General features: G+C 62.5%; 12 protein-coding genes and 2 tRNA genes. 6 read left to right on the top strand and 8 right to left on the bottom strand.

All coding sequences use genetic code 11. The annotated features are described in order from the left end of the window. Positions 1 to 48: 48 nt before the first annotated feature. Genes moeA through P3T23_RS31365 form a run of 3 tightly spaced genes read left to right on the top strand, consistent with a single transcriptional unit; the run spans position 49 to position 2,156 of the window. Positions 49 to 1,344, top strand: a complete 1,296-nt coding sequence (gene moeA, locus P3T23_RS31355) for a molybdopterin molybdotransferase MoeA (RefSeq protein WP_429319965.1) — start codon at positions 49 to 51, stop codon at positions 1,342 to 1,344. A 45-nt stretch (positions 1,345 to 1,389) separates the two neighbouring features. Then, positions 1,390 to 1,665, top strand: a complete 276-nt coding sequence (locus P3T23_RS31360; protein WP_133662260.1) for a hypothetical protein — start codon at positions 1,390 to 1,392, stop codon at positions 1,663 to 1,665. Next, positions 1,665 to 2,156 carry an N-acetyltransferase family protein gene (locus P3T23_RS31365; RefSeq protein ID WP_429319966.1) on the top strand — a complete coding sequence of 164 codons (492 nt, stop codon included), beginning with the start codon at positions 1,665 to 1,667 and terminating at the stop codon, positions 2,154 to 2,156. The genes P3T23_RS31360 and P3T23_RS31365 overlap by 1 nt, the downstream gene beginning before the upstream one ends. Before the next feature lie 122 nt (positions 2,157 to 2,278). On the opposite strand, the gene P3T23_RS31370 is transcribed toward P3T23_RS31365, so the two are convergent. From P3T23_RS31370 to pncB, 5 genes are all read right to left on the bottom strand, one after another. Beyond that, entirely contained in the window at positions 2,279 to 3,763 is a 1,485-nt protein-coding gene (locus P3T23_RS31370) for a DNA recombination protein RmuC (RefSeq protein ID WP_429319967.1), read from the bottom strand. Continuing rightward, entirely contained in the window at positions 3,760 to 4,749 is a 990-nt protein-coding gene (locus P3T23_RS31375; RefSeq protein ID WP_429319968.1) for a 2-hydroxyacid dehydrogenase, read from the bottom strand. Before P3T23_RS31375 ends, P3T23_RS31370 begins: the two co-directional genes overlap by 4 nt. A gap of 64 nt (positions 4,750 to 4,813) precedes the next feature. Continuing rightward, complete coding sequence (locus P3T23_RS31380; RefSeq protein ID WP_429319969.1) at positions 4,814 to 6,241, bottom strand: sodium:proton antiporter; 1,428 nt, start codon at positions 6,239 to 6,241, stop codon at positions 4,814 to 4,816. 72 nt (positions 6,242 to 6,313) lie between these two features. Next, complete coding sequence (locus tag P3T23_RS31385) at positions 6,314 to 6,976, bottom strand: LutC/YkgG family protein (protein ID WP_429319970.1); 663 nt, start codon at positions 6,974 to 6,976, stop codon at positions 6,314 to 6,316. 112 nt (positions 6,977 to 7,088) lie between these two features. Continuing rightward, positions 7,089 to 8,285, bottom strand: a complete 1,197-nt coding sequence (gene pncB / locus P3T23_RS31390; RefSeq protein WP_429319971.1) for a nicotinate phosphoribosyltransferase — start codon at positions 8,283 to 8,285, stop codon at positions 7,089 to 7,091. 315 nt (positions 8,286 to 8,600) lie between these two features. Between pncB and fdxA the strand changes: the two genes are divergently transcribed. From fdxA to P3T23_RS31405, 3 genes are all read left to right on the top strand, one after another. After that, positions 8,601 to 8,924, top strand: coding sequence for a ferredoxin FdxA (gene fdxA, locus P3T23_RS31395; protein ID WP_133662253.1), 324 nt, complete (start codon positions 8,601 to 8,603; stop codon positions 8,922 to 8,924). 112 nt (positions 8,925 to 9,036) lie between these two features. After that, positions 9,037 to 9,112 (top strand) — tRNA-Asn (locus P3T23_RS31400). A 73-nt stretch (positions 9,113 to 9,185) separates the two neighbouring features. Continuing rightward, positions 9,186 to 9,261: transfer RNA gene (locus P3T23_RS31405), tRNA-Asn, on the top strand. 127 nt (positions 9,262 to 9,388) lie between these two features. Here the strand turns inward: P3T23_RS31405 and P3T23_RS31410 are convergent. From P3T23_RS31410 to P3T23_RS31420, 3 genes are read right to left on the bottom strand one after another with little or no spacing between them, the layout of a single operon-like run. Then, on the bottom strand, positions 9,389 to 9,988 hold the full coding sequence (locus P3T23_RS31410; RefSeq protein ID WP_429319972.1) for a LutC/YkgG family protein: 600 nt from the start codon (positions 9,986 to 9,988) through the stop codon (positions 9,389 to 9,391). Then, complete coding sequence (locus P3T23_RS31415; RefSeq protein WP_429319973.1) at positions 9,975 to 11,366, bottom strand: lactate utilization protein B; 1,392 nt, start codon at positions 11,364 to 11,366, stop codon at positions 9,975 to 9,977. The genes P3T23_RS31410 and P3T23_RS31415 overlap by 14 nt, the downstream gene beginning before the upstream one ends. Next, positions 11,363 to 12,106 (bottom strand): (Fe-S)-binding protein, encoded by a 744-nt coding sequence (locus P3T23_RS31420; RefSeq protein ID WP_429319974.1) that lies wholly within the window; start codon positions 12,104 to 12,106, stop codon positions 11,363 to 11,365. The genes P3T23_RS31415 and P3T23_RS31420 overlap by 4 nt, the downstream gene beginning before the upstream one ends. Between the last annotated feature and the right edge of the window lie 9 nt (positions 12,107 to 12,115).

Below are 12,115 nucleotides of genomic sequence, written 5' to 3' on the forward strand. Positions count from 1 at the left end.
CACCGACGAAACGCCGGATTCGCCTCCGGTCGCGACGCTTCCCCATTCATGACCACGTTTAAAGACTTTTCCAGTTGTGTCGCCCAGTACGACCCAGAGGCGCTGCCTGTATCCGCGGCCCAGGCGATCGTGCGCCAGTGGGCGAGCCCGGTTGCGGCGGTCGAACGCGTGCCGCTTCACGATGCACTCGATCGCGTACTGGCAGGCGACGTCGTGTCGCCGACCAACGTTCCCGCCCACGACAATTCAGCGATGGACGGTTATGCGTTCGATGGCACATCGCTTGTCTCCCAGCAAACGGGCATCGAACTGCGCGTGGCGGGCAAGGCGCTGGCGGGGCATCCATTCGGGCGCGCCGTCTCTGCCGGCGAATGCGTGCGGGTTATGACGGGCGCACTGATGCCCGATGGATGCGACACGGTCGTACCGCAGGAACTCGTGACACGCGAGGGCGACACTATCCGGTTCCCTGGGGACACACTGAAGCGCGGCGCGAACCGTCGCCGCGCCGGCGAAGACCTCACACAGGGCCAGCCGGCACTGCATGCGGGACGCATCCTGCGCCCATCTGATCTCGGCTTGCTGGCATCGCTTGGCGTTGGCGAAGTCGCGGTACGACGCCGTTTGCGGGTCGCGTTCTTCTCGACCGGCGACGAACTACGATCGCTCGGCGAGCCGCTCGATCCAGGCTGCGTGTACGACAGCAATCGCCACACCCTTTTCGCGATGCTGCGCCGGATGAATCTCGACGCGCTCGATCTCGGTGTGGTCCGGGACGAGCCTGCAGCGCTCGAAGCCGCGCTGCGCAGTGCAGCTGCCAGCGCCGACGTCGTACTGACTTCAGGCGGGGTATCGGTCGGCGAGGCGGACTTAACGAAGCAGTTGCTCCGGACATTCGGCGACGTCGCGTTCTGGAGCCTGGCGATGCGCCCTGGCCGCCCGCTTGCATTCGGCCGCGTGTGGTCGGGAGAGCGCCCCGGCGTCGGCCAGCCCGCGCTCTTTTTCGGCTTGCCGGGCAATCCGGTCGCGGTGATGGTCACGTTCTACCAGATCGTGCGCGCGGTGCTGCTCGTGATGTCGGGCGCGTCAGTGCAAGCTCCGCCCGCGATCACGGCGACCAGCACGCAGGCCATCCGCAAACGTGCCGGACGCACCGAATTTCAGCGCGGCACCGCCGCACGTAACGAGCGCGGCCAGTGGCAGGTCACGCCGACCGGCTCGCAGGGCTCGGGCGTGCTCAGCTCGATGAGCGAGGCGAATTGTTTTATCGTGCTCGCGCACGAACAAGCTGACATCGATGCGGGCGACACCGTCGATATCATGCTGTTCGACGGCCTCATCTGACCGACTCTTTTCCACGAAACCATCACGACTAGCGGGTTTGATTCAATGAAAAAACAGATCTCGTTCATTGCACCGGGACAGACCGCCAAAGCGCTCATTCTGGTCTACCTGACCTTCAGCGTGCCGATCGTCCTGCTCGGCGTACTGGTCGCGTTCATCCGGTATCGCTCGGTCGAACTGAGCACCGTGTTCAGCGCGCTCCTGCTGAATGCGATTCTCGGCTTCATCCTGCTGTGGATCGCGTGTCACGCGTACAACTGGGTGGCGTCGCGCTTCGGCGGGATCGAGATCCATCTCACCGACGCCCCGGAAGAAGCGTAATGGCCGCCCATATTCGCCCCGCTACACCCGCTGATGTAGGCGCGATCTTCGCGCTGATGCACGAACTGGCCGAGTTCGAAAAACTCACGCACCTCTTCGTCGCGACCGAAGACGGCGTGCACGACGCGTTATTTGGCGAGCGTACTTCATCGGAGGCGCTCGTCGCGGAAGCGGATGGACGCATTGTTGGGTACGCGCTCTTCTTCCACAATTATTCGACCTTCCTCGGCCGGCGTGGACTTTATCTCGAAGACCTGTACGTGCAGCCGACGCAGCGCGGCAGCGGCCTCGGCACGGCCATGCTGCGGCGCCTGGCGGCGCTGGCGGTCGAGCGTCAGTGCGGACGCTTCGAATGGTCGGTGCTCGACTGGAACCAGCCGGCCATCGATTTCTACGAGAAGTTGGGCGCAACCGTGCTGCCGGACTGGCGCATCGTTCGCGTGACGGATGAGGCGCTGGAACGACTGGCGGCGCCGGATAACGCCAGTTGATCGAAGGCCTCCGGTTTCGCGAAACCGCTCAATGAGGCGGTCACGCGAAACCACAGTACCTGCTGGCGCGAAAGCCTGAACGTCGGGCGCTGCCCGCCAGACGGCGCGCGAGAAAACACTCCTCAGGGTTCGTCCGCGTCCGCACCCGATAACGTGTCACCGAGCAAACCGATCGCCTGTTCACCGGGCAACGCTTCCACGTCGCGCAACTTGCGGTTCATCGCGCGCGTGCGCACCTCCGCCTGCTCGATCGAGCGTGTGACTGTTTCGAGCTGCGACTTCGTCTTTGCGAGCACATCGCCGAACTTGCCGAACTCCGTCTTTACCGCACCGAGCACCTGCCACACTTCGCTCGAACGCTTCTCGATGGCCAGCGTCCGGAAGCCCATCTGCAGACTGTTCAGCAACGCAGTGAGCGTAGTCGGGCCGGCAATCGTCACCCGATATTCGCGCTGCAGTAGATCCGTGAGTCCAGGCCGGCGCAGGATCTCGGCGTAGAGACCTTCGGTCGGCAGAAACAGCAGCGCGAAATCGGTCGTGTGCGGCGGCGATACGTATTTCTCCGCGATCGTGCGCGCCTCGGCGCGAATGCGAGCTTCCAGTGCGCGCGACGCTTCTTCTACCGCTACCGGATCGGCCCGCTCCTGCGCCTCGATCAGACGCTCGTAGTCCTCGCGCGGAAATTTGGCATCGATCGGCAGCCACACCGGGACCGCCACGCCGTCGACGGAGTCCTGACGCCCCGGCAGCTTGATCGCGAATTCGACGCGGTCGTTGCTCTTCGGGATCGTCGCGACGTTCTTCGCGTACTGGTCGGCTGTGAGCAACTGTTCGAGCAGCGCTTCGAGCTGCACTTCTCCCCATGTGCCGCGTGTCTTGACGTTGGTGAGCACCTTCTTCAGATCGCCCACGCCGGCCGCGAGCGTCTGCATTTCGCCGAGCCCGCGATGGACCTGCTCAAGCCGGTCCGACACCTGCTTGAACGATTCACCGAGCCGTTGTTCGAGCGTTGCGTGCAGTTTCTCGTCGACGGTGCGGCGCATCTCTTCGAGCTTAGTCGCATTGTTCGCCTCGATGTCCTTGAGTCGCTGCTCAATCGTCGCGCGCACCTCGGCGAAACGGCGGTCGTTGGCTTCGGTCAGTTGCACGAGTTGTAGCGTCAACGTGTCGCCGAAACGCTTGAGCGTGGCGCCCTGCTCTTCGCGGGCCTGTTGCGACTGTTGCTGCAGACTCTGTCGCACTGCTTCGAGCTGCTGCGCGTTCGACTCCGTCAGCTTGACGAGCTGCTGCGCGAAACCGTCTATCTGGCTGTTCTGCACAGTCGCGATGCTGGTGAGTTGCGCAGCGAGCGCCTGCTGGAACTGCGAAAAACCGCCGCCCAGTTCGAGGCGCGATGCGCGCGCCGTCTCAGTGATCTCGTTGCGCAACTCTCGTTCGAGTCTTTCATATGCGCGAGCCTGGGCGTTCGACGCATCAGTCACACGCTCACCAAGCTCGGCAAACCGCTCTTCCTGATTCGCGTCATTGCGGCCGCGCATGAGCACGAGCAACGCGACGACAAGCGCGACCGCCAGTATGACGACGGCCGCCAGCAAAATTTCGGTCATGAACGCGCTTTCCCCAACACCTCAGGATTGATCGGATTCGGCGGTTGTCCGGTCCGCGGGCCTTCCCCAAGCCCGGCAATCAGATTGTCCGCCGCAAGGTTGGCCATCGCGCGACGCGTTGCTTCGGTCGCGCTCGCGATATGTGGCGTGAGGACGACGTTCGGCACCGTCAAGAGACCAGGATTCAGGTTCGGCTCGCCTTCGAAAACGTCAAGACCGGCAGCGGCAATGCGTCTCGCGCGCAACGCTTCCACCAGCGCCGCATCGTCGACAATGCCGCCGCGTGCAATGTTGGTCAGCGTGGCGGTCGGCTTCATCAACGCCAGCTCGGCAGCGCCGATCGTGTGATGGCTTTCCTTCGTGTACGGCAGCACGAGCACGACGTGATCCGCATGGCGCAGCAGTTCTTCTTTCGACACGTACCGGGCGTTCAGCTCAGCTTCGATCGCCGGCGCAACGCGCGACCGGTTGTGATAGATCACCTGCATGTTGAAACCGCGCGCACGCCGCGCCAGCGCCTGGCCGATACGTCCCATGCCGATCACGCCGAGCGTCGAACCATACACATCGCCACCCAGAAAACCGTCGTAGCTCCACTTCTGCCAATGCCCGGCTCGCAACCAGTGTTCCGATTCGGCGATCCGGCGCGCCGTCGCCATCATCAACGCCCAGCCGAAATCGGCCGTCGATTCGTTGAGGACATCCGGCGTATTCGTGCCGAGCACGTTGGATGCGTTGAACGCAGCCATGTCGAAATTGTTGTAGCCGACTGCCATATTGGCCACCACCCGCAGACGCGGCGCCGCCGCCAGCGCCGCCGCGCCGACCGGATCGCCGGCCGTCAGCGCGCCGTCCCTGTCCGCGAGACGACGCGCAAGCTCGTCCGCGCCGAGAACGTCTCCATTGTTCCAGTCGACGTCGAAATACTGCTTAAGCCGGTCGATCACGTCCGGAAAGATCGGACGCGCCACGAGGATCTTCTGCATTGCGATTCTCCGAATTTCGCGCCGGGCTTGCGTTGCGAGCCGGCGTCGTCACATCACTACAGCGTCAAAAGAACAGCCACGTGCTTACGAGAAACACGGGCATCAATATCACCAGCGCCCAGCCGATGAAGCCGAAAAAGCTTGGCATGCGCACACCGCGAGATTCTGCGATCGACTTCACCATGAAATTCGGCGCGTTGCCGATGTAACTGTTCGCGCCCATGAACACCGCCCCTGCCGATACGGCCGCGAGCGTCGACGCGCCTTGCGTCATCAGCGTCTGCGCGTCGCCGCCTGCGAGATTGAAGAACACGAGGTAGGTCGGCGCGTTGTCGAGAAACGACGATAGCAACCCGGTCGCCCAGAAGTACATCGCGTCATCCGGCTTACCAGTGGCGTCGGTGACCAGATGGACGATGCCGGAAAAAGCGCCCGCCTCCCCCGCGCGCAGGATGATGATGACGGGCGCAATCGTCACGAAGATGCCGCCGAACAGTTTCGCGACTTCTTCCATCGGCGCCCAGTTAAACGCATTGCCCTCGCGCGCGGAGCGCGGCGTCGCAGCCAGCGACACCAGCGTGACGACGACCAGCGCGGCATCACGCACCTCGTTCTGTAGCGCGACGTGCGCACCGAACACGTTGAATTCGATGCCCGGTTTCCAGATACCACTCATCAGCACGAGCGCAACCACGGCGGCGAGCAGCACGAGGTTGATCTTTCCATCGAGCCACAGCCCAGGCGAATCGGGCGTCGGATCGAGAAACGGCTGACGCACCTCCTCGCGACGATGAAAATAGTACGTGTCGAGGGTGTAAAACAGGACAAGCAGCACAACGCAGACGAACAGCATTGGCAGAGCAAGGTGTGTCGTGGTCCAGAAAAAACTCACGCCATTCAGGAAGCCGAGAAACAACGGCGGATCGCCCAGCGGCGACAGCGACCCGCCCGCGTTCGCGACCAGAAAGATGAAGAAAACCACCACGTGCACGACATGCTTGCGGTTATCGTTCGCGCGCAGCAGCGGCCGGATGAGTAGCATCGCGGCGCCCGTCGTACCCATGACGCTGGCGAGCAGCGTACCGAGCGCGAGAATGCCTGTGTTGAGACGCGGCGTGCCGTGCAGGTTGCCCCGCACGCAAATGCCGCCCGCCACGGTATAGAGCGCGGTCAGCAGCACGATAAAAGGTATGTACTCATCGAGCAGCGCATGCACGAATGTGCCGAATGCAACATCGACGCCGAACGCGAAAGCGAAGGGCAATAGAAACGCGAGCGCCCACGCGCCGGCGATCTTGCCGAAATGGTGATGCCAGAAGGTCGGCGCGACGAGCGGAAACACCGCGATCGACAGCAGGATGCCGACGAACGGCACGCCCCAGAGCGCGGAAAGTGTCGCGCCGTCGGGTGTTGCGGCGGCAGCCAGTTGCGGGCACGCCGCCAGCATGGTAATGGCCGCCATGCCCGCGCACCACGCGGCGTGTCGTTTCATATTCAAATCCTGTTATGGGAGGAACGGGCAGACGCAAACAGCGCGGCAACGCACCGCGCGCGCGGCCCGCGCTCAGGCACCGCGCACGACAATGGCGTGAACCCGATAGGGCCCGTGTGCGCCCAGCACGATGGTCTGTTCGATATCGCCGGTGCGCGACGGTCCCGATACGAAATTGACGGCACGCGGCAGTTCGCCCCGCTCGGCGCGCATCAAACCGAACGCCTCTTCGTGACCCGCGACGATGCGCGACGCCGGCACGATGGCCACGTGCGTTTCCGGCAGCAAACCGGCCGATGCGTACGTTTCCGCCCCGGACAGCAGCACCAGCGTGCCAGTTTCCGCGGTCGCGCAGAAGCAGCCCGTGATGCCGACAAGATCGAGATCTTCCGGCTTGCGGAATTCGACAGTCACCCCCGCTTCGGCCCACGCAAAATCTCGCAGTGTCTGCCACGCGATCGCCTGCACCGGCAGACCGTGCGCCGTCAGGTAGCGATACACGGCCCCTGGGACATCGCCTGGCGCGTCCACTTCGTCGACGGTCGTCGACATCTTGCGGGCTTCTTCGATAAAGCGTGCCACGAGATCGTCCGGCATCGGCGGACGCGGCCCTTCGGGGTGACGCGCGAGGTAGTCGGCAGCGGCATCGCGCTCGGATGCGGCGGGCTCGGCCGGGCGGCCCTGGGCTGCGCGTATGCGCGCCAGGATGTTGCGGCGGGCAACCGATGTGTCCATGTGCAATCCTCGTGTCGATGACCAGAAACCGTTGCAGTATCGACGGGATTATACCGGCCGCATTACACGCAAACAGTTGGCCACACGGCCAGCAACAGACGTCCGGCGCGCCCTACTTCGAAGCTTCCTCTTCCGGCGTCTCGATGCCGAACACCTGCCGCAGATAGGCCAGATAGGCCTTGTCGTCGCACATGTTCTTGCCCGGGGAGTCAGACAGTTTCGCGACCGGCTGACCATTGCAGCGAACCATCTTGATCACGATCTGCAGCGGGTTGTAGCCGAGATCGTTGGTCAGGTTCGTGCCGACGCCAAACGCCAGCTTGCAGCGGCCGCGGAAGCGCTCATACAGTTGCAGGACCTTCGGAATATCGAGCGCATCGGAGAATACGAGGATCTTCGTACGCGGATCGCAGCGGTTCGCCTCGTAATGCCGCAGGAGCCGCTCGCCCCAGTCGAACGGGTCGCCGGAATCGTGACGCGCGCCGTCGAAGAGCTTGCAGAAATACATATCGAAGTCGCGCAGGAATGCCTGCATCCCATACACGTCCGACAACGCAATGCCGAGGTCGCCGCGATATTCCTTCGCCCACATTTCGAAGCCGAAGGTCTGCGAGTCGCGAAGCCTCGGCCCGAGCGCCTGACACGCCTGAAGGTACTCGTGTGCCATCGTGCCGAGCGGGGTCAGGCTGTGCTTCATCGCATAGAAGACGTTGCTCGTGCCGGCAAACTGCTCGCCGAGGCCATCTTTCAGCGTGAGGATCACCTCTTCGTGCCATTGCTTGGAGAAGCGGCGCCGCGTGCCGTAGTCGGCGATCTTGCAGTCGGAGAATTCCGGGCGCGCGCCCAGCAGCTTGATCTTGTCGCGCAGACGCTCGCGGCCTTCGCTGTAGTCCGGCTTTTGCTGCGTATTGCGGAAGTACACCTCGTTGACGATCGCGAGCATCGGGATCTCGAAGAGGATCGTATGCAGCCACGGCCCCTTGATCTCGATGTCAATTTCACCGTTGCCCTTGTCCGACGGCTTGATCGAAATGTACTTCTCGTTCAGATGGAAGAGCGCCAGAAATTCGATGAAATCGCCTTTGATGAAACGCATGCGGCGCAGGTAATCGAGCTCATCTTCACTGAAGCGCAAATGGCAGAGCTGGCGCACTTCGTCACGGATTTCGTCGATATACGGGACTAGGTCCACGTTCGGCGTCCTGCAGCGGAAACGGTATTCCACATTCGCGGCGGGGAAATGATGCAGAACCACCTGCATCATCGTGAACTTGTACAGATCAGTATCGAGCAGCGAATTAATAATCATGTTGTGCAAGCCGAACCGCAAATAATCGGGGAAGGCCAGTCATGTGGCCCGTTCGCCTCTGGCACGCCCCCGGCATGCCCGCCTGATTGCATGTTACCCGAATGCGCGTTCCTGCACGGTACGGCACGGCATGGCCACACGGCTAACGATGGAATCCAGGGCACGGCGCCACCGCCAGCGTCCGCCAGCCCCATAAACTAATCACGAAACGATATAAACTCGACGGTCCGCTGGTGCATGCGCTACTTGACGTTACGTTACAATATCCCTTTCGGCGTTTCGCCACCCCCAATACCGCATGCAGGAGCTGCCTGAATGACTCACGTTGTGACCGAAAGCTGCATCAAGTGCCGCTATACCGACTGCGTCGATGTGTGCCCGGTGGACTGCTTTCGCGAAGGTCCCAACTTCCTCGCGATCGACCCCGATGAGTGCATCGACTGTGCAGTGTGCGTCGCCGAATGTCCGGTGAACGCCATTTACGCTGAAGAAGACGTGCCGGGCGACCAGCAGGACTTCATCGCGCTAAACGCCGATCTCGCCAAGGGCTGGCCGAGCATCACAAAGACGAAGGCGCCGCTCCCGGAAGCCGACGAATTCAAGGACGTGAAGGACAAGCTGGAATTGCTCGCGCGTTGAGCGGCGCGGGTCTGCGTCCCGGCCAGTCTGATGTCGGTGCCGCCAGGATGGCCAATAGGTATTGACAGACCCTAAAGCACACCATACAATTTCGTCTCTCTGCTGTTGTTGTTCCCCGATAGCTCAGTCGGTAGAGCGCCGGACTGTTAATCCGTAGGTCCCTGGTTCGAGCCCAGGTCGGGGAGCCAAAATTCGAAGGCCCGTTAGCCATAACGGGCTTTTTTATGTAAGAGACACCCAGTAATACTGTTGCACTGCTGTTCCCCGATAGCTCAGTCGGTAGAGCGCCGGACTGTTAATCCGTAGGTCCCTGGTTCGAGCCCAGGTCGGGGAGCCAAAATTCGAAGGCCCGCATCTTTGCGGGCCTTTTGTTTTTGCACCTCGTTTTTGCACCTCGTTTTTGCACCTCGTTTTTGCACCTCGTTATTGCGCCGCTCATCTGCTCCTGGCGACCGGCAGCCTTGTCAGCGATCCGGCCCACCGTCCGGCAGCCACACCACCGTCAGCGAGCGCACGCCCTGCGCGCCGCGAATCAGCACCCCTTCGATATCCGCCGTCGCCGACGGCCCGGTCACGAGCACCGCATAACGGGCTTCGCGAAAATCCGCCTGGCGATAGACGTCCTGCAAACCATCGACCATCCGCGCCGGATCGAGCAGCACGACAAGATGCTGGGCGAGATAACCGAGCGCATTGACGACATACTCCTTCTCGCTGAACCACACCGAGCCGGTTTCGGCCACACCAAAGCGCCCACGCACGACACCCACATCGACATCCTGCAACGACGCGGGCGGCGTCTCTGCCTGCAACGCACGCGTACCCTGCACTTCCGGCGTCGCGCTGCAGATCACCGCATCCGCGCCGAAACTCGCTTCGAGCAGTGCACGCACGTCCGCGGCCGATGCCGCCTCGACACAGGTTCCACCCATCGCCTGCAGGGATGCAGCAAAACGCGCGCGCGGCCCGCCCACGGGCGTGGCGAACAGCGGCACGTCGGGAAGCGTGCGCGCCGCGGGCTGCGCCGCTCGCACCTTCGCCAGAAAAGCCTCACGCGTTGCCATCACGACCTCCGCGATTCTTCCTGTACCACTCGTGGAAAGTCATCTTCGGCGCATCCGGCAGTTCGCGCTGCCGCCCCCAGATATTAAGCGGGTTGTACAGCACGAAATTCGGCAGCCGGCGCAGCGCGCCACCCAGCGACGCGACCGTCGCACGATAAAGCGCCGGGCTCGCGAGCAGCCTCCCTGCCATTTTCAGCACCTCTTTCTTGACGAAGGGCACCTCGTGACGCACAGCGATCACTTCGCGCCACTTGTAGATCTGTTCGTGGATATTGATCTTCACCGGACACACGTCGGTGCAACTGCCATTGAGCGTCGACGCGAACGGCAACGCGCTGTAGCGCTGGAGATCGAAGGTCGGATTGATGATGGCGCCAATCGGCCCCGAATACGTTCCGCCGTACGACAACCCGCCGCTGCGGCGATACACCGGGCAGGTGTTCATGCACGCACCGCAACGGATGCACTTGAGCGAATACCAGAAGTCTTCCATCGCGAGCCGCTCGCTACGGCCATGGTCGACGAGAATGAAGTGCATCTCGGCGCCCGGACGCGGCGCGCGAAAGTGCGACGTGTACTGCGTGATGGGCGAGCCCAGCGCGCTGCGCGACAGCATCCGTACGAAGAGGCCAAGGTCGGAAATCCGCGGGATCAGCTTTTCGATCCCGATCGACGCAATGTGCAACGGCGGCACATTCGCCGAAAGATCCGCGTTGCCCTCGTTCGTGCAGACGACCACCGTTCCAGTCTCCGCGACCGCGAAATTGCAGCCGGTCATCCCGGCCGTCTTCTGGCGGACAAAGTACGGGCGCGTGTTCATCCGCTGGCTTTCGGCGAGATAGTGAATATCGCTGTTCGTCGGATCGGTGCCGATCGTGCGCCCGAACAGTTCAGCCACGTCGTCGCGCAGCTTGTGCACCGCCGGCACCACCATGTGACTCGGATCCTGATGATCAAGCTGCTGGATGCGCTCGCCGAGATCCGTCTCCATCACCGTGATACCGCGCGGCTCGAGATAGTCGCGCATCGCGCATTCGTCGGTGAGCATCGATTTGCTTTTCACGAGCGTCGTCATGCCGCGTTCAGACATGATCCGGTAGACGATTTCGTTATGCTCTTGCGCCGACGCCGCCCAATGGACGACCACGCCGTTCGCTTCCGCCGCGCCCGCGAACTGTTCGAGATAGTCGGCGAGATGCGACAGCGTGTGCTCCTTGATGCCGGAAGCCAGTTCGCGCATCGTTTCCCACTCGGGAATGCCGTGCGCCTGCTGATCACGCTTCTGGCGAAGGTCCCACAAACGCCGGTCGTGAAACGCGACGTGCTCCGTTTTGGCGATGAAAGCGCCGGCTGCTTTCGCGTGATCGATCCGCTTCATTCGCGCGCTCCGTTCAGCACCTGGGCGATATGGATGAAGCGCGCATCGGCTTTCATCCGTTCGGCGCAGCCTTGCTGATGCATCAGACACGACATGTCGGCCGACACGATGTATTGCGCACCCGCGTCCAGATGATCGCGCACCTTGTCCTGCCCCATGCGCACCGAGACCGGCTCTTCAGTCACCGAGAACGTACCGCCGAAGCCGCAGCACTCGTCCGGTCGCGTGGGACTGACGAATTCGATGCCCTTTACACCCTCCAGCAACGTGCGCGGCTTCGAGAACGGCGTCCCGGCAATCTCCGAGACCGAAGCTTCGCCCAGATGCCGCAAGGCGCTGCAACTGTTGTGCAAGCCGACCCGATGCGGAAACTCGGCCCACGGAAACTCGCGCGCGCCCACCACGTCGTGAAGGAATTCGACCAGTTCGAAGGCGCTCGCGCGCACTTTGGTCACTGCGGCGGTCTGCTCGATCGCCGTCAGATGGTCGCGCACGTGATTGATGCAGCTCGCCGATGGTCCCACGATGTAGTCGTAGCCCGCGAAGTTTCGCGCAAACACGCCTTCCGCACCGGCCGCCTCGACGTGGGCACCGCTGTTGGCCATTGGCTGGCCGCAGCAGGTCTGCTCCTGTGGATAGTCGACGTCGATACCGAAACGTTCGAGCAGTTCGAGCGTTGCGATGCCGACTTCGGGATAGAAGGCGTCGATAAAGCAGGGAACGAAAAGCGCAACTTTCATTGGAATGGT

The organism is Paraburkholderia sp. GAS448, assembly GCF_050435685.1.
In the GTDB taxonomy this organism is placed as follows: Bacteria; Pseudomonadota; Gammaproteobacteria; order Burkholderiales; family Burkholderiaceae; genus Paraburkholderia.

Bases quoted from the DNA above. Each gene is read 5' to 3' on its own strand.
- fdxA (WP_133662253.1), top strand. From the start codon at position 8,601: ATGACTCACGTTGTGACCGAAAGCTGCATCAAGTGCCGCTATACCGAC.
- P3T23_RS31410 (WP_429319972.1), bottom strand. From the start codon at position 9,988: ATGGCAACGCGTGAGGCTTTTCTGGCGAAGGTGCGAGCGGCGCAGCCC.
- pncB (WP_429319971.1), bottom strand. From the start codon at position 8,285: ATGATTATTAATTCGCTGCTCGATACTGATCTGTACAAGTTCACGATG.
- P3T23_RS31370 (WP_429319967.1), bottom strand. From the start codon at position 3,763: ATGACCGAAATTTTGCTGGCGGCCGTCGTCATACTGGCGGTCGCGCTT.
- P3T23_RS31380 (WP_429319969.1), bottom strand. From the start codon at position 6,241: ATGAAACGACACGCCGCGTGGTGCGCGGGCATGGCGGCCATTACCATG.
- moeA (WP_429319965.1), top strand. From the start codon at position 49: ATGACCACGTTTAAAGACTTTTCCAGTTGTGTCGCCCAGTACGACCCA.
- P3T23_RS31365 (WP_429319966.1), top strand. From the start codon at position 1,665: ATGGCCGCCCATATTCGCCCCGCTACACCCGCTGATGTAGGCGCGATC.
- P3T23_RS31415 (WP_429319973.1), bottom strand. From the start codon at position 11,366: ATGAAGCGGATCGATCACGCGAAAGCAGCCGGCGCTTTCATCGCCAAA.
- P3T23_RS31360 (WP_133662260.1), top strand. From the start codon at position 1,390: ATGAAAAAACAGATCTCGTTCATTGCACCGGGACAGACCGCCAAAGCG.
- P3T23_RS31385 (WP_429319970.1), bottom strand. From the start codon at position 6,976: ATGGACACATCGGTTGCCCGCCGCAACATCCTGGCGCGCATACGCGCA.
- P3T23_RS31375 (WP_429319968.1), bottom strand. From the start codon at position 4,749: ATGCAGAAGATCCTCGTGGCGCGTCCGATCTTTCCGGACGTGATCGAC.
- P3T23_RS31420 (WP_429319974.1), bottom strand. From the start codon at position 12,106: ATGAAAGTTGCGCTTTTCGTTCCCTGCTTTATCGACGCCTTCTATCCC.